This is a genomic window from Shewanella sp. HL-SH5 (genome assembly GCF_051163755.1).
GTDB classification, from domain to species: Bacteria; Pseudomonadota; Gammaproteobacteria; order Enterobacterales; family Shewanellaceae; genus Shewanella; species Shewanella glacialimarina.
Genome location: NZ_CP195038.1, coordinates 2,219,829 through 2,236,651, shown reverse-complemented (window position 1 = coordinate 2,236,651; position 16,823 = coordinate 2,219,829). Strand labels below are relative to the sequence as shown.

Annotated in this window: 13 protein-coding genes; 9 read left to right on the top strand and 4 right to left on the bottom strand. The window is 39.0% G+C overall.

Annotated elements, in window-relative coordinates; genetic code table 11:
- Positions 1-271: 271 nt before the first annotated feature.
- The 4 genes from can to ACRWQM_RS09720 all read right to left on the bottom strand — a co-directional run bounded on the left by can (position 272) and on the right by ACRWQM_RS09720 (position 5,053).
- The gene (gene can, locus ACRWQM_RS09735) at positions 272-883 is read right to left on the bottom strand and encodes a carbonate dehydratase (RefSeq protein ID WP_434925990.1); all 612 of its coding nucleotides are present in this window, start codon (positions 881-883) and stop codon (positions 272-274) included.
- 196 nt (positions 884-1,079) lie between these two features.
- Positions 1,080-3,755: an MlaD family protein gene (locus ACRWQM_RS09730; protein WP_434929838.1), complete on the bottom strand. Its 2,676-nt coding sequence runs from the start codon at positions 3,753-3,755 to the stop codon at positions 1,080-1,082.
- A complete protein-coding gene (locus tag ACRWQM_RS09725) occupies positions 3,742-4,338 on the bottom strand; it encodes a paraquat-inducible protein A (protein WP_434929033.1) in 597 nt (198 codons plus the stop codon). Before ACRWQM_RS09725 ends, ACRWQM_RS09730 begins: the two co-directional genes overlap by 14 nt.
- Positions 4,339-4,426: 88 nt before the next feature.
- Positions 4,427-5,053: a paraquat-inducible protein A gene (locus tag ACRWQM_RS09720; RefSeq protein WP_434929837.1), complete on the bottom strand. Its 627-nt coding sequence runs from the start codon at positions 5,051-5,053 to the stop codon at positions 4,427-4,429.
- A gap of 183 nt (positions 5,054-5,236) precedes the next feature.
- Between ACRWQM_RS09720 and ACRWQM_RS09715 the strand changes: the two genes are divergently transcribed.
- From ACRWQM_RS09715 to ACRWQM_RS09675, 9 genes are all read left to right on the top strand, one after another.
- Positions 5,237-5,521, top strand: coding sequence for a YebG family protein (locus ACRWQM_RS09715; protein WP_434929836.1), 285 nt, complete (start codon positions 5,237-5,239; stop codon positions 5,519-5,521).
- A gap of 75 nt (positions 5,522-5,596) precedes the next feature.
- Positions 5,597-6,055, top strand: a complete 459-nt coding sequence (locus tag ACRWQM_RS09710; protein ID WP_434929835.1) for a GAF domain-containing protein — start codon at positions 5,597-5,599, stop codon at positions 6,053-6,055.
- A gap of 276 nt (positions 6,056-6,331) precedes the next feature.
- A complete protein-coding gene (proQ, locus tag ACRWQM_RS09705; protein WP_434929834.1) occupies positions 6,332-6,955 on the top strand; it encodes an RNA chaperone ProQ in 624 nt (207 codons plus the stop codon).
- Between the two features lie 22 nt (positions 6,956-6,977).
- Positions 6,978-9,029, top strand: coding sequence for a carboxy terminal-processing peptidase (prc, locus tag ACRWQM_RS09700; protein ID WP_434929833.1), 2,052 nt, complete (start codon positions 6,978-6,980; stop codon positions 9,027-9,029).
- 73 nt (positions 9,030-9,102) lie between these two features.
- Entirely contained in the window at positions 9,103-11,661 is a 2,559-nt protein-coding gene (gene pepN, locus ACRWQM_RS09695; RefSeq protein ID WP_434929832.1) for an aminopeptidase N, read from the top strand.
- Positions 11,662-11,734: 73 nt separating this feature from the next.
- Positions 11,735-11,953, top strand: a complete 219-nt coding sequence (locus tag ACRWQM_RS09690) for a DUF2835 family protein (protein WP_226410037.1) — start codon at positions 11,735-11,737, stop codon at positions 11,951-11,953.
- A gap of 311 nt (positions 11,954-12,264) precedes the next feature.
- Complete coding sequence (locus ACRWQM_RS09685) at positions 12,265-14,301, top strand: DUF1302 domain-containing protein (RefSeq protein ID WP_434929831.1); 2,037 nt, start codon at positions 12,265-12,267, stop codon at positions 14,299-14,301.
- Positions 14,302-14,314: 13 nt separating this feature from the next.
- Entirely contained in the window at positions 14,315-15,679 is a 1,365-nt protein-coding gene (locus tag ACRWQM_RS09680) for a DUF1329 domain-containing protein (RefSeq protein WP_434929830.1), read from the top strand.
- Between the two features lie 102 nt (positions 15,680-15,781).
- The gene (locus ACRWQM_RS09675) at positions 15,782-16,789 is read left to right on the top strand and encodes a WD40/YVTN/BNR-like repeat-containing protein (RefSeq protein ID WP_434926000.1); all 1,008 of its coding nucleotides are present in this window, start codon (positions 15,782-15,784) and stop codon (positions 16,787-16,789) included.
- The last annotated feature ends 34 nt before the right edge of the window (positions 16,790-16,823 follow it).

Here is a 16,823-nt window from a genome sequence, read left to right as displayed (position 1 = left end):
CATTGTTATTGAAAATAGCTTCAAACTTTAAAGTCAAAATATAAAAGCCTCTTTGATAAATCAATGAGGCTTTTTTGTTATTTTTTAACATATTCAACTGAAGTAAAAAGGTAAGAAACTATAAAGCGGCATATAATTACAAGATTTTGTATCCTATGCATCGAGTTTTTTAGAAAGTTACTCTGTTAAAGTTGCATTCAGTTAAGAGTAACTTATTAAGAATATAAAGTGTGCTTATATCAAATGCGCATTGCAAATAGGATAATGTAAACTAGGTTCTTAATGCAGTATCATGATCGGCCGTGACACCTAAATCGGTTAATAATCCATTATTAATACTATAAATCCAGCCATGAACAGAGACATTTTGACCTCTATCCCAAGCTTCCTGGACTATTGTGGATGTGGTGACGTTAGCCACTTGCTCGATGACGTTTAGCTCACAAAGACGGTCAAAACGCGCGGTTTCATTTAAACCGGTTAATTCATCTTGATGAATGCGATGGATGTCGCGTAAATGGCCTAACCAGTTATCAATTAAACCAAGACGTTGATTTTGCATAGCCGCCTTTACGCCACCACAACCATAATGCCCAACGACCATAATATGCTTAACTTTTAAAACATCTACCGCATATTGTAAGACGGATAAACAGTTAAGATCGGTATGGATTACCATATTGGCAATATTACGATGGACGAAGACTTCACCCGGCATTAAATCAATAATTTGATTGGATGGAACACGGCTGTCGGAACACCCAATCCAAAGGTATTCAGGATTCTGTTGATTGGCCAGTTTTTGGAAAAAAGTTGGATCTTCTTGATTAATACGCTCAGCCCAGCGGCGGTTATTATCAAATAAAGGTTTTAACAGTTTCATAAAGTGTCACATATCATTGTTAAGTATAGATATGCTGATTGCCTAGGTGTAATTTTATAATGAGTATATCAGTAAAACACGCTGATCTGGTCTATCCAATTAACCAATAATCTGTTTGATTGATAGAATTGTTAATTTTTAAAAAAAGGCGAAGTAAAATAATTACTTCGCCTTTAAAAAATGTAACAAGCCTGATTTACTTATCTTGAGCTGGGCTCCACTCTTGCCATTCTTTATCCATGCTGTTTTGTAGCAAAAACTCAGTTGAAGGTGAAATCTTATTTACAGCTGTTGTGATGTCTTTAGTCACCACTGAAATTCCTCCTGAGAGTAGCGTTTCAAGTGAACCCGTTTCAATTTGTGCCCCAGAAAAAATACCAACCTCAAGTTTAATTCCAGATGCATCCCAAAACTGACTGCTGGTATTAACAAGGTGAGCATACTCTTGACGGATATGAGCAAACATAGTGACTTGTTGGCCTGTACTTGATAGCTCGTAAGCATCGATTTGGCCGATGGCTATGCCTCTGAAAAATAGAGGCGTGCCGACTTTGATTGACCCCAATTGATTATCGATTAAGGTAAAGCTAACGGCATCTTTTGGGCGGTTTGCATCATAGCGAACAGCCATTTTAGCTTCAAACTGGTCGCTAGTAATATTAGATGTCCCCGGCAATACACCAATGTACGCACCCGTGATTAGCGTATCAACATTTTTTATACCAGCAAGCGAGATTTGTGCTTCAACAACAAAATATTCAGAGTCTTGTTTACTAAAGTGCTTAGCATATTCTCCATATAAATAAGCAGTAGCATGCTGTTGAGATAAATCCTTAGTTAACTTAACTTGTTTCACTTCACCTATTTGATGGCCACGGAAACGGATAGGGGAGTTAGGTTCAATTTTAGCATTGGCGGGTAAAACAATAGCAATTGGTTTTGCCTGGGTTAAGGCTAAATGTTGATTGTCAAAAAGTTGATTATTAAATACTATCTTGGTTTGTGTCGATAACGTTTTAGTATCAACTGATTCAAACAGCTCATCATCAATAAAACCGAGTGAAATACTGCCTTTAATTGCCCCTGCAAGCGGTGCTACATCAATTTGCACTCCCGCCAAACTTGCATTCACTGTTACAGCATCATTACGCCAGAATACCGTTTTAGGTTGCAGTAACTGCTTAAACTGCTGTTCAATAGATAAATGCAGTGCAAATAAATCTTCTTTAGCTTGCCACTCAATTTTTGTAATGTGACCAATAGGCATTTTTTTATAATAAATGGGTGCGCCTTCACTTAAGCCTGCACCATCTTGGCTAATAACAGTCAATTTAAGTTTTTGTTGTTCAGCAAATAACTGCTGTGCAGAATCGATACTATTATAAATGGTAAATGCGCTACCTGACTTGACGGTCTCCTTAGCTCGACTGGGAACTAATGTTATCGCTCCTTCAATTAATGTTGTTAAATCACGTGTTTCAAATTTAACTCCATCTAAAGATGCGTCTAATTTGATTGCCTGTTCACTTACAAAAAAACTGCCCTGAGTGATAAGTGATTTAAATTCGGGATAAATCTCAGCCTGATACTTAACCGCACTAAAATCTTCAGTCAATTGGGTCGAAATAATTTTTCCTATTGGTAGTTGTTTATACCTGACCTGGGCTCCAATACTCATACCAGTGTGTGAGTCTGATGTTAAGTTTATTAATAACTTCTGCTGTTTAAGTAGATCTGGAGCCTGGGTTTCAAGCGGGTAACTTGACGGTATTGCTGCAGTGGAAGTGCCTGGTAAAATATTAATCACATTGCCTGTCACTAAGCGTGATAGATTCTTCACACCAGCAAAAGAAATATCCGCACCGGCAATCCAAAATCGAGAATCCGCTGCTAATAATGAGCGATATTGCAATTCAATTGCAGCTTGTAACGTTACTCCTGTGTCAGTTAAAGCAAGTTTTTCAACTTTACCGACAGTAACGCCTCTATAAACCAAGCTCGCGTTTTCGCTAATATCCTCGGCATTCTGTAAGTGCAGATTAAATACTAAGCCGCCGTTAGCATGCTCTTCGTCTTCAAATAAACTAAAAATATCCCCATTCTCAGCTTGAGTGGTTTCACTGCCGGTATTAAAACTAATGCCACCTGCTAAAATTGAAGCGAGACTTTCGGTATTGATTTTGACCCCAGATAGTGAGGCATCAATACTGAGGCCTGATGCATTCCAAAAACGAGAGTCAGAGTGCACTAAATGCGAATATTGCTCCTGAATAAAGGCGCTAATAATAACATTTGAGCTACCTGATAATCGATAACCTACAATACTACCAACAGGTATTTGTCGATAAAAGATAGATGAACCTACGTCAATAGAGCCAAGCTTATCGGTATGAAGTTCAATAACCATGCCTTCACTACCAGGAGTAATAGCTGGTGCCTCTCGTTGTGCTTCAAAATTAGTGCGTGATTTACCATCTCCCGGTTGAATGGCAATATAATTACCCGAAAATAGCGTTTCAAGTCCTTCAACACCAGTAATACTGGCTTTTGGTTTAACTAACCAAAACTGAGTGTTTTTGTTCAAAAAAGGATCTGCACGATAGTCCATAACGACTTTTACATTTACGCCATTAAGATCTTCATCAATGCTGACATCCGTGACTTTACCCACAGCTAACCCTTGATATTTTACTAAGGTTTTACCGATATCAATGCCTGCAGCACTCGGGAAGTGAATGTTTATTTCAACGCCGGATTCTTTAATGCTTTTTATGCCTAGCCAAGCGCCAAGTACCAAAGCAACAATAGGGAGTAACCAGATAGGAGAAAATAGTTTTTTCTTTACAACTTTTGGCGATTCAATTTGCGTCATTATGAGTTTCCAAGCGGTCCCAAAGTAAGCGAGTGTCCAGCACTTTTGCTGCGAGTTGTGTTAATAATATTACTAATGCGAAGGCGGTTGCCGCAGGAGCGGGTTTTGCATCTAATAGTTGCCCCATATTCACTAATGCCACAGTGAGTGAAATAACAAATAGATCTAACATTGACCAGCGCCCAATCCATTCAATAATGTGAAAGCCGATCATCATTTTTCGTTTAGAAATAGGGATATTAAAGCTGATGGCACATAAATACAGCCCCAGTCCGAAAATTTTAAGCCAAGGTACAAGAATACTGGCAGTAAACACAATGATGGCAATCGGGTAAAGGCCTAAATGGACAAGATGTGCAATGCCGCTAAATATTGTGTCGTTAGTCACTACACCACGATTGGTTAGTAAGGTAATGGGATAAATGTTCGCTAGGACCAGCAAAACGGTTGCCGTGACTAATAAAGCCCAACTTTGTTGAATACTAGCATAATTTCGGGTGCTCAGGCGTGAATGACAGCGACTACAATTTTGCTCGGTTGTCGGATTAACTTTTTTGCACACCAGACATAAACACACCCCCATCTTCTGACCCTGAGGCGCTAATGAGGTTAATTGATTACCTTTATCAACTTCTGCCTGTGACAAAGTCGAATGAGTGACTTCGTTATTATCAGTCATTCACAAAACTCCACATATGCTCAAGATTATATTCACGCTGTAAAAATAGAATTGATAAGAATAATAAACAAAAGCTTAATGTTCCCATGCCGAAATAAACATCAGAAAAGTCAGATAGCTGAAATGCCGAGACTAAAAAACTAATTACATAAATTTCGAGCATTGTTAATTGAGAAAGTAAACCATGATTTTTGAGTAGGCCGCGGAACGTTTGCTGCCAAAAAGAAGAGGTTAAATTAAACTTTATAATTAATACTTGAAATAGAATAGATAAGACTAACAACGCAGGAGCGGCAACTGCAGAGGCTATCACGGCCAAACCTACAATCCAGTATCCCTGTCCCCATACCGCTACAGCAGATTCAAAAACGGTGGTAGTACGAATACTGCCTAAAAAGTTAATTTCAAGTACAGGTAACAAATTAGCAGGTAAAAATAAAATAAGTGAGGTGATACATAAAGCTAAAAGGCCGTTTATAGAGCAATAAGGTGTGTCATACAGAGCTGTATCGCATCGCGGACACAGCGCCCTGACATTAGAAGGCAATGCGCGCTTTCGAATAACTAAATCGCATGAGCGACAAAGAATGACTGCTTTAAATAGCTTAGGCTCTGGCATTATGTTTATTATTTAAATTTTCCTTATCATTAAGCTGCTTATATTATACGACATTTAAAAATTTAATGAGCAATATCGAACAAAATCATAAAACAAGTCAATTATTATGTTGATGACTATTGCGTATTACCCTTTAACTATGTCAATCTTGGCACTGTATATAAAAACAGTGGAGATATGTTCATGGCAGTGATAACTCAATTTGTCGTGGTAAGAGAAGGGGTTGAGAAAATGACTTTCACATCGAAGAAAGAAGCCGATGCCTACGACAAAATGCTCGATATAGTCGATAATTTAGTACCATTTCTAGCTGCTTCTGATGCTAATTTAGATGACGGTACCTGCGAACAACTTGCTTTCTATTTAGCAAATAATAAAGACGAATTATCCAATGTACTTCGTGGTGTTGTTAAAACGGCTACACCAGCAGAAACAAAGCCAAAGAAGAAGACCGTTAAACAAGATTAATTTCAAATAATAAAAACTACTGTTAACCTATGGGTAAAATTAGTTAAAGTAATATTTTGGGATCAAGGAATTACAATGAAAGTTGAGTTTTATCGAACGTTAACTCGTCAAGTGGAAGCCTTAATGGAAGGTGAGGACGATATTGTTGCTGCAATGGCAAATTTTTCAGCATTAATAAACGACAATCTTGATGATTTAAACTGGGCCGGTTTTTATATCACTAAAGATGAGCAACTTGTACTTGGTCCGTTTCAAGGTAAAGTTGCTTGTACCCGAATACCCTGGGGTAAAGGTGTTTGCGGCACCGCCGCGGCACTAAATCAGACCCAAAGAGTAGCCGATGTACATCAGTTTGAAGGACATATTGCCTGTGACTCGGCCAGTAATTCAGAAATCGTTGTGCCTGTTCGCCAAAATGGTAAGGTCATTGCGGTACTTGATATAGACAGCCCATCACTCAATCGCTTTGACCAAGATGATCAAGATGGGATTGAATTACTGGTAAAACAGTTTGAAACTTGCCTATTTGATTAAATTGCAGGCAAAAAATAGTAAATGATTGTCGCAATCGCTGCTGTGAGCTTTATAATAGCCTGCTTGAGCATTCACATATCTGTGAAAAGCCAAATAGATGCTAGTGTAAATAGCTGAAAATTTGTTAGAGTTTGTTTCAGAGGCTTTAGCAGAACGGCTGTTAATGCTAATTTGTAGGCTAAGTGTCAGTAAACTGAAAATCTTAGCAAAAGATGAACGACTACAGGCTTATTTATATCTGCCGATTTAGTCCCCTTATTTAACGTGGAAGTAAAAATGGAATCAACAGACAAGTTGACCGACACCAACGCAATTTTAGCGTTTTTATATGAAACCTTTCCTGCATGCTTTATTGCAGAGGGCGACACAAAGCCATTAAAAATTGGTTTATTTCAAGATTTGGCTGAACGGTTAGCTGATGATTCTAGGGTTAGTAAAACACAACTTCGTGTTGCTTTGCGTCGTTACACTAGCAGCTGGAGATACCTTAAAGGTGTTAAAGTTGGCGTGCAGCGTGTTGATTTAGACGGCAATGAATGTGGCGCTTTAGAGCAAGAGCATATTGATCATGCTCAAGCCACGTTGAAAGAGAGCCAAGACAAAGCCAAAGCTAAACGTCAAGCTCAAGCGCCTAAGCCTGCTGCTAAAAAGCCTGCTAAGAAAGTGGCTCCTAAAGCTCGACCAGAAGCTAAAAAAGAGCGTCCAGTTAAAGTAGCTGCGCCGGTTGTTAATCTAGTACCTGCAAAAATGGAAGACCTATCTACCAACCAACGTGTAAACGTGAAGTTAGGTGCATCGCCAGTTGCTGGAACGATTACCGACATTAAGAAAGAAGATGTCCATGTTCAGTTAGATTCTGGCTTGAGCATCAAAGTACGTGTAGCCCACATACTATTATAAAAATTAAAGGAGTAACTTGTTGATGCGAAAACTTACATTGGCCGCGTCAATTGCTTGTGCATTCGTCGGATTTTCTGCATGGGCAATTTCACCAACGATTCAAATCAGCGAGTTACCCAAACTAGCCCAAGAGCCTCAACATCAGGCTGCGAGTAAACGAGTAACAAATTTGTTTACTCGTGCGCATTATCATCGTTTCGACCTTGATGATGCTTTTTCAGAGCAGATATACGCACGATTTTTAGAGCAACTCGATTATCGCCGCAATGTATTGACTCAAGCAGATATTAGTAACTTTGACCAATATAAAAGTCAGTTTGATGACATGGTAAAAGCAGGTGATATATCACCTGCATATAAAATGTTTGATTTACTACAGACTCGTCGTTATGAACGTTTTGCCTATGCATTGACACTTCTACAAACAGAATTTGATTTTGCAAAAGAAGATGACGCTTATGAATTCGATCGTAAAGATTCTGCATGGCCAAAAGATGACGCTGAGCTTAATGAGTTATGGCGTCAACGTGTTAAATATGATGCGTTAAATCTTAAGTTAACGGGCAAAAAATGGGATGAGATTGTTGAGATCTTAACCAAGCGATATGACAATGCGATTAAACGCCTAAGTCAAACTAATAGCGAAGATGTATTCCAAACTGTGATGAACGCCTTTGCTAGAACTGTTGAGCCGCACACCAGTTACTTATCACCACGCAATGCTGAACGCTTCCAAATGGAAATGAACCTAAGCCTTGAGGGGATTGGAGCTGTTTTACAAATGGACGATGACTACACTGTCATTAAAAGTTTGGTTGCAGGTGGCCCTGCTGCATTAAGTGAAAAGCTATCACCGGAAGATAAAATCGTTGGTGTTGGCCAAAAAGGTAAAGACATTGTTGATGTTATCGGTTGGCGTTTAGATGATGTTGTTGAACTTATTAAAGGCCCTAAAGGCAGTGAAGTTGTGCTGCAGATTTTGCCTAAAAAAGGTGGCGCCAATGCTAAACCTTTTGATGTTACTATTATTCGAGACAAAATTCGTCTAGAAGATCGTGCAGCCAATTCTAAGGTAATTGAGCCTACCACAGGTGAATTTGCTCATCGTAAAGTCGGCGTTATTCAAATTCCTGGCTTTTATATGAACCTATCTGAAGATGTAGCTAAAGAATTGGCGAAGTTGAAAGAAGCTGAAGTCGAAGGCGTGGTTATTGACTTGCGTGGCAATGGCGGTGGAGCCCTCACTGAAGCGACATTACTCACTGGTTTGTTTATCGATGCAGGACCGGTTGTGCAAATTCGTGATGCTAACGGTCGCGTAAACCAAAATAGCGATAATGATGGTAGAAGTACTTATGACGGCCCACTATCAGTGATGGTTGACCGCTACAGTGCATCAGCATCAGAGATTTTCGCTGCAGCTTTACAAGATTACGAACGTGCACTGATTGTAGGTGAATCAACATTTGGTAAGGGAACGGTTCAGCAACATAAAAGCCTAGGTCGTATTTATGATATGTATGACAAGCCAATTGGCCATGTTCAGTACACCATTGCTAAGTTTTATCGTATTAATGGCGGCAGTACCCAACTTAAGGGCGTGACTCCTGATATTTTGTTCCCAAGTGCATTAGATGCCGGTGAATATGGTGAGTCAGAAGAGAAAAATGCGCTGCCTTGGGACAAGGTTCCTGTAGCTCAATACGGGACACTTGGTAGTATATTTCCAGAATTAGTCACTCAACTTGATACCAAGCATAAGCAGCGTATAAGTGCTGACGTAGAGTTTGGTTACATCTATGAAGATATTGCAGAATTCAAAAAGCATCATAATGATAAAACAATATCTTTAGTGGAAAGTACACGGATAAAATCTCGTGAAGACGATGAAAAACGTGCATTAGACAGAACTAACAAACGTCGTGTCAGCGATGGGCTAGAGGTGGTTAAGTCTTTAGATGATATTGAAGATGACAAAGATGCTAAAGTCCCTGATCCATTTTTAGATGAAACAGCCTTAATTATGCTGGATATGGTAGACGCAAAAAAGTTAGCTAAAGCACCAAGTCTCTAGCTAAAAAAATATATTAAAAACGCGCATTTGCGCGTTTTTTGTTATAAAAATATAAATTATGCAAGGAAATATAATGTCTGAAGCTCAGGTTAAGCATTTAAAAGATTATACCGCACCAACTTTTACTATTAGTCATATTGATCTGAATGTGATTTTAGACGGTGAGAACACTAAGGTGATAGCACTGAGTAAGATAACTCGTTCTCACTCACACCAATTAGATTTGATATTAGACGGTGAACAGCTCAACTTGGTTTCGGTGAAATTAAATGGTAAGGCGTGCGAATATCGTCAAACTGAAAGTCAATTAGTGGTTGTTACAGATGAGACCGAGTTTGAATTAGAAATTACGACCGCGTTAGATCCTGAAGCAAACAGCAGCCTTGAAGGCTTATATATGTCTGATGGCGCATATTGCACACAATGTGAGGCGGAAGGTTTTAGACGTATCACTTATTTCTTAGATCGCCCTGATGTGTTAGCTACCTACACAGTTCGAGTCGAAGCCGATAAAGCCCAATTCCCTTATTTATTAAGCAACGGCAACCTAATTGAAACTGGCGAAATGCCGCGTTCTGGCCGTCACTTTGTGCGTTGGCAAGACCCGTTCCCAAAACCAAGCTATTTGTTTGCATTGGTTGCAGGTGATTTTGATATGCTTGAAGATCACTTTATTACTCAGTCTGGCCGCGATGTAAAGTTACAGGTATTTGTTGATAAAGGTAATTTACATAAATCTGCTCACGCTATGGCATCACTTAAAAAATCGATGAAGTGGGATGAAGACAGATTTGGATTAGAGTACGACCTTGATATTTATATGATTGTTGCTGTTGATTTCTTCAACATGGGCGCAATGGAAAATAAAGGTCTCAATGTATTCAACACAAAGTATGTGCTTGCTGACAAAGCGAGTGCTACTGATGAGGATTATCACGGCATAGAATCTGTTGTGGGCCATGAGTATTTTCATAATTGGACAGGTAACCGTGTGACATGCCGTGATTGGTTTCAGTTGAGCCTTAAAGAAGGCTTGACTGTTTTTCGTGATCAAGAATTTAGCTCTGATATTGGTTCACGTGCTGTTAATCGTATTCAGGCCATTAAGGTTATGAAGAATCAGCAATTTGCTGAAGACTCAGGTCCTATGTCTCATCCTATTCGACCAGAATCTGTGATAGAAATGAATAATTTCTACACAGTGACTGTTTATAATAAAGGTGCTGAAGTAATTAGAATGATGCATACCATTCTTGGCGAGCAAGGTTTTCAAGCTGGAATGAAATGTTATTTTGACCGTCATGACGGTCAAGCTGTGACTTGTGATGACTTTGTCAACGCAATGGAAGATGCCAGCGGTAATGATTTACAACAGTTCCGACGTTGGTATACCCAAGCAGGCACCCCGGTAGTTGCGGTTGAAGATACATTTGATAACACAACAGGTTTATACACTTTAACGATTAAACAATCTGTTGAAAGCCAGGGAATAAAAGGTCAAAATCTACATATTCCTTTTAGCATCGAGTTAATTAATCTTGACGGTAGCTCAATTGTCAATCAAGTACTGGACGTTAAAAAATCTTCTCAACAATTTGTCTTTGAAGGATTTAGTGAGAAGCCCGTTGCTTCTCTCTTGCAAGACTTTTCAGCACCTGTGAAATTACAGTATGCATTTAACGTTGAACAATTGGTTCATATCATGCGCTTTGCTTCAAGTGAAGTGGCACGTTGGGAAGCCTCAGTTCAATTATTTAGTCAATCGGTTTGGGACAATGTTTCACAGTTAACAGATAAGCAAGTCATGTCTGTTGACCCTGGCGTTATTGAGGCATTTCGAGGTGTAATTTTAGACCCCGCACTCGATTATGCTTTGGTTGCAGAAATATTGAATTTACCGTCTGCATCCTCTCTGATCGAGCAGGTTGATAAGCTTGACTTAGATGCGTTGCAAGTGGCAAGAGAGTTCGTTGTTGAAGAGATTGCATCAGCTTGTCAAGATGAGTTACTAGCAAGATATAGACAACTCTCAGTTATTGATAACGCTGCAGAACGTGCATTTAAGAATGTGAGTTTGTTATTGCTTGCGAGTGTTTCACAAGAGTATGAGCCATTAGTAATTGAGCAATTTAACCATTCAATTAATATGACAGACAGTCTTGCTGCACTAAAGGCAGCAACTGTTGGGCAGTTTGATTGTTTAGCTGATTTATTGGGAAAATTCGAATCTACATGGCATACAACACCATTAGTGATGGATAAATGGTTTATGTTACAGGCATTATCCAATACCGATAACGTGATTGATGCTATTAAACAGTTAACGCATCACAATAGCTTCAGCTTTAGTAATCCTAATCGTATTAGATCATTAATCGGTGCTTTTGCTTCTGGTAATACTTATCAATTCCACCGCAAAGATGGCGCAGGTTATGCTTTTTTAACTGATATTTTGATTAAGCTAAATAAGACTAATCCGCAGGTAGCATCAAGAATGATTACGCCTTTGATCCAATTTGCGAAGTATGATGACGGCAGGCAGCAAATGATGAAGCAGTCATTAATGACGCTGCAGAATCTGCCTAACTTATCTAAAGACCTTTACGAGAAGGTGAATAAAGCGCTCAGTTAAACGCTAAATAAACCGAAGGGGGTTAACTCTCCCTTCTTTTTAATTTTATTTCTGAATATTATATGGAGGCCCTGTGGAGTTTTATTTTTCTATTTATATTAGCTACATAAAGTTTTCTTCATACTATCAGGGTTATAGTGATTCCGTTGCTTTAACAGATGTTAAAGGTCGACACTTGCAAATTAACGCTAAATATTTCAGACCTTTTTTGACGCTAAATGGTATTAAGGGCCAATTTAAGTTGGAGTTAGACAGTCAAGGTAGATATAAGTCACTAACCAAGTTAGAGTAATTACTTCAAACGTTTGATTTATTGGTTTTGATGTGAAGCTATCAAACTAATTTTGAATAAACTACTGAAATAAAATGTATTTAATTATTTGTCATCAACTCATTTTCGGTTCCCTAAACTCAATTCAAATATAGCACTCATTCTAGTTGTAGCATTCTCGTTAACCACGTTAATTTTATTATATATTTTCTTTATTTTGGCCTTGCTCAACAAGGTTAAATACTGTAACAATGGTGTTGCCTGTGGGCTAACAAGATGTTGGTTTAAATTCCTATAACAACGATTCCAGCAGGTTACGGAGATAAGCTAAAATGAATATTGTTAAGAAAAAATTTAACAAGTCGGCAATTACTTTGGGGGTAATGTCGGCTTTGTGTTTTGGAATGAGTCAAAATGCTTCTGCTGCCTCATTTGACTGGGGCGATGTAGAAGGTACCTTCGATTCCACTTGGACTGTCGGTGCTAGCTGGCGTGTCGGTGAACGTGACTGGGAAGGTCAAATTGGTAAGGTTAATCAACCACAATTTGATTGGTCTGGTTATTCTGCATTTAGTAACACTAAATACACATCCGCTGAAATTTGGGCTGAACCAGGCTCTTATTCAAGTAATAACGATTTAAGTAATTTACTTTACTCACAAGGTGACACCACCTCTGAAATCGTAAAGGGATTACATGAGTTATCCCTCAAATACGAAAATTATGGTCTTTTTGTTCGCGGTATGTATTTCTATGATCGCAAATTAAACGATGGTAATTATGATTTTAATGACCCATTAACGGGTAATAGTTTTGATCCTTGTGCCGATGATCGTGCCTCAGAAGTGCAATGTAAAGATGTGCGCTTATTAGATGCTTTTGTTTACGCGAACTGGGATTTAAATGATGGCCAAAATCCATTAACGGTCAGAGTCGGTAACCAAGTTGTTTCTTGGGGAGAAAGTACATTAATTCCACACGGTATTGGTGTAATAAACCCTGTGGATTTAAATATCTTAAATGCTCCAGGTGCTGAACTTAAAGAGGCATTCCGTCCACAAGGTATGGTTTGGGCTTCTTTAGGGCTAACTGAAAACCTAAACGTTGAAGCGTTTTATCAATACCAGTGGGAACCAATTTGGGTCCCTACACCAGGTTCTAACTTCGCAACAAATGATTTTGCCGGTTTTGGTGGCTATAATCAAAATGCCCAATTAGGCTTTAACTCTAATCCAGACATTAACTTAGATTTTTTAATATCTGAATATAAGAAGTTGTATACCAATGCAGCCGCCACTGGTTTTAATCCTGCAATGGCTTCAGCAATGACAGCATATTCAACCAAAGTAGCATTAATTCAAGATGAAGCGACACCAAGTGATGATGGTCAATATGGTATAAAACTTGGTTATTATGCACCAGAATTAGCGGAAACAGAGTTTGGTTTGTATTACATGAATTACCATAGCCGCCGTCCACTTATTAGTGGCACCGCGTCTAACTTTACTGCTGCGGGTATTGGTGGTGATTATGCTAAATTAGCTGCGAGCCAAGGTAAAATTGACCGTGAATTGCTACTCAGCATGGAAACCTTTACTAAAGCACAGATTGTTTATCCAGAAGATATCCAATTGTATGGTCTAAGTTTTAATACTTTAGTGGGTGATACTTCGGTCGCGGGTGAAATTGCGCACCGTGTTGATGAGCCACTTCAGATTGATGACGTAGAATTACTGTTTGCTGCTATGCCTCAACAATTGGCTAATGCAGGTATTCGTCCAGATTTAGACGGTATTTCACAAATGGATGTTGCCGCACCAGGAGCAACCGTTGATGGCTTTATTCAGCTAGATACTACTCAAGCACAAATGACACTGACACACTTATTCGGTCCTACATTAGGAACAGATAACTTAACTATGTTGGCCGAAATTGGTGGTGTGTGGATCCATGATATGCCAGGTTTTGATGAATTGCGCTTAAATGGTCCTGGCACTTCGCGTTCAGGTGGTAATCCTGATATGCCAGGTATTATTCAAGCGGTTCACAATGGTCCTGAAACTAACCCATTTCCAACAGATTTTGCTTGGGGTTATCGTTTAGTGGCTAAAGCCGATTTTAATAATGTTTTTGCCGGTGTTAACATGGCGCCACGTATTATTTTCTCACATGATGTTGATGGGATTACACCAGATCCAATGTTTTTATTCACTGAAGGTAAAAAGTCAGTCGCTTTAGGGCTTAACTTTGATTATCAAAATCGTTGGGGCGTAGATTTCTCTTACAACAGCTTCTTCGGTGGTGTAGGGACAACTAACGCGATGGAAGATAGAGATTATATCTCGTTTAACGTCAAGTATTCGATTTAAAAGGATAATAACAATGAAAAAACTGACGATATTATCGGCAGCAGTTATTTTTGCACTAGGTGCTCCAGTTGCCATAGCTAAAGTATCAGAAGCTGATGCTGCTAAGTTAGGTGCAAGCTTAACGCCTATGGGTGCTGAAAAAGCGGGTAACGCAGATGGTTCTATTCCTGCGTGGGATGGCGGAATTACTAAGCCAGTTGCTGGATATGAAAAAGGAATGCATCATTTAAACCCTTTTCCAAATGATAAAATCTTATTTACTGTTACAAATGCAAATAAAGCACAGTACAAAGATTTTTTAACGCCGGGTCAGAATAAACTATTTGATTTGTATCCAGATACCTATCAAATGAATGTGTATGAAACTCGTCGTACGGCATCTGTTCCACAGTATGTTTATGATGCCATTAAAGTGAATGCCACTTCAGCTGAATTAGTTGCTCAAGGAAATGGTATTTCTGGTGCGACGATAGGTGTTCCATTCCCGTTACCAAATGATGGTTTAGAGGTCATTTGGAACCACATATTGCGTTATCGTGGTGTCGATGTAGAAACTTATCGTAGCCAAGCAGCACCTACTTCAGGAGGTTCTTACACTCTGGTTGAAAATGCTGAAGAAATACGTTTTGAATATACTCGTCCAGAAATTACTTTAGACAAGTTAAAAGAAACCAATACTTTGTTCTATTTCAAGCAAGTGGTAACACAGCCAGCACGTTTAGCTGGAACGGCATTACTTGTAAAAGAAACCATGGATCAAGAAGCATTACCGCGTCAGGCGTGGACTTATAACACAGGACAACGTCGCGTGCGTAAGGCACCTAACGTTGCTTTTGATACGCCTGGTACAGTGTCTGATGGTCTAAGAACCACGGACGATTTCGACATGTTTAACGGCTCACCAGTTCGCTATAACTGGGAACTAGTCGGTAAAAAGGAAATATTTATTCCTTATAACGATTATAAGCTTCATTCAAATGAGCTTAAATATGACCAAATTTTAAAACCTGGTCATATTAATCCTGAATATGCGCGTTGGGAAAAACACCGTGTTTGGGAAGTAAAAGCGACCTTGAAAGAAGGTATGCGTCATATTTATAAAACCCGTGTTTTCTATATTGATGAAGATTCTTGGCAGGTTTCATTAACAGATATGTATGATAACCGTGACGAGTTATACCGTGTTGGTACGGCTCATACTATTAACTATTATGAAGTGCCTACAATGTGGAGTACTTTAGAAATATTTCATGACCTTCAATCTCGTCGTTATCTTGCAATGGGTTTAGACAACGAAGGTCGTATGTATAATTTTGATGCAAACTTATCAGAGTCTAACTTTACCCCTGATGCACTTCGTCGTGCAGGTATTCGTTAATTTGCTAAGATTGTTCAATATTAGTTAGTTAAATTCTAGATGTTAAATATTAGTTTTTATATAAAAGGGGCGCTTTGCGCCCCTAAACTTAAGGAAGTTTGTATGAAGGTTAGCATGCTTCGCAGTGCTGTCGCGATAGGATTAAGTGCATGTTTATATACTGCTTCGGTAAATGCTCAACTTGATCCTTTAACAGTTCAAATTCAACCACTTGCTCAAACATCTTTAATAACGGATGTTGTCAATGCAGGCGATAAGTTAGTCGCTGTTGGCCAACGTGGTCATGTCTTAGTATTTGATAAGCAATGGCAGCAAGTTTCCACGCCTGTTGTCACCCAATTGACGAAAGCTTTTTTTCTGACCGATACATTAGGCTGGGCAGTAGGTCACGATGCGACTATTATTCACACTAATGATGGCGGCATGACCTGGTCTTTACAGATGCAATCGACCGAGTTAGAAAAGCCTTTTCTAGACGTTCGTTTTTTCTCTGAGCAACATGGTATAGCAATTGGTGCATATGGTTTATTTTATCGTACAGAAGATGGCGGTAAAACTTGGCAAGATGAGTTCCATCAAGAATTATTGTTTGAAGAAGACGTGTCTTATTTGAATGATTTAAAACAACAAGATCAACAGCTTTACTTGTCTGAAAGAGCGGCTTTGTTGCCTCATTTTAATCGAATCATTAACTTAGATGATCAACGCTTGTTGTTGGTTGGCGAATTAGGCTTAGTTGCAGTGTCTACTGACATGGGACGTTCTTTTGAGCGTGTAGACTTTGATTATGATGGGTCAATGTTTAATGCCATCACTGTCGATAATAATGTTTATGTAATGGGCTTGCGTGGCCATGTGTTCCAAGCTTCATCTGATTTAGACGTTTGGCAACAAATTGAATTGCCTGTTGAATCATCGATTAACGGTGCTTTAGTTAATGACGGGGATTTATATCTTGTTGGAAATGCAGGTATTGTTTTAAAAGTTGATGATGGAAAAGCTGAAATAGTTACGCGTCGTCAAGGTGAAAACATTGTATCAGTAGCGAAAAGCAAGCAAGGCGATATTTGGTTTGCGGGTTCAAAAGGGCTGTTTCAACTGCCTAAATAACATTTACTAAGACAAAAACAACAATAATAGGGCC

Excerpts from the sequence above, each read along its gene's own strand:
- ACRWQM_RS09680 (WP_434929830.1), top strand. The coding sequence starts at position 14,315 with ATGAAAAAACTGACGATATTATCGGCAGCAGTTATTTTTGCACTAGGT.
- prc (WP_434929833.1), top strand. The coding sequence starts at position 6,978 with ATGCGAAAACTTACATTGGCCGCGTCAATTGCTTGTGCATTCGTCGGA.
- ACRWQM_RS09715 (WP_434929836.1), top strand. The coding sequence starts at position 5,237 with ATGGCAGTGATAACTCAATTTGTCGTGGTAAGAGAAGGGGTTGAGAAA.
- proQ (WP_434929834.1), top strand. The coding sequence starts at position 6,332 with ATGGAATCAACAGACAAGTTGACCGACACCAACGCAATTTTAGCGTTT.
- ACRWQM_RS09685 (WP_434929831.1), top strand. The coding sequence starts at position 12,265 with ATGAATATTGTTAAGAAAAAATTTAACAAGTCGGCAATTACTTTGGGG.
- ACRWQM_RS09720 (WP_434929837.1), bottom strand. The coding sequence starts at position 5,053 with ATGCCAGAGCCTAAGCTATTTAAAGCAGTCATTCTTTGTCGCTCATGC.
- ACRWQM_RS09710 (WP_434929835.1), top strand. The coding sequence starts at position 5,597 with ATGAAAGTTGAGTTTTATCGAACGTTAACTCGTCAAGTGGAAGCCTTA.
- pepN (WP_434929832.1), top strand. The coding sequence starts at position 9,103 with ATGTCTGAAGCTCAGGTTAAGCATTTAAAAGATTATACCGCACCAACT.
- ACRWQM_RS09725 (WP_434929033.1), bottom strand. The coding sequence starts at position 4,338 with ATGGGGGTGTGTTTATGTCTGGTGTGCAAAAAAGTTAATCCGACAACC.
- ACRWQM_RS09675 (WP_434926000.1), top strand. The coding sequence starts at position 15,782 with ATGAAGGTTAGCATGCTTCGCAGTGCTGTCGCGATAGGATTAAGTGCA.
- ACRWQM_RS09730 (WP_434929838.1), bottom strand. The coding sequence starts at position 3,755 with ATGACGCAAATTGAATCGCCAAAAGTTGTAAAGAAAAAACTATTTTCT.
- can (WP_434925990.1), bottom strand. The coding sequence starts at position 883 with ATGAAACTGTTAAAACCTTTATTTGATAATAACCGCCGCTGGGCTGAG.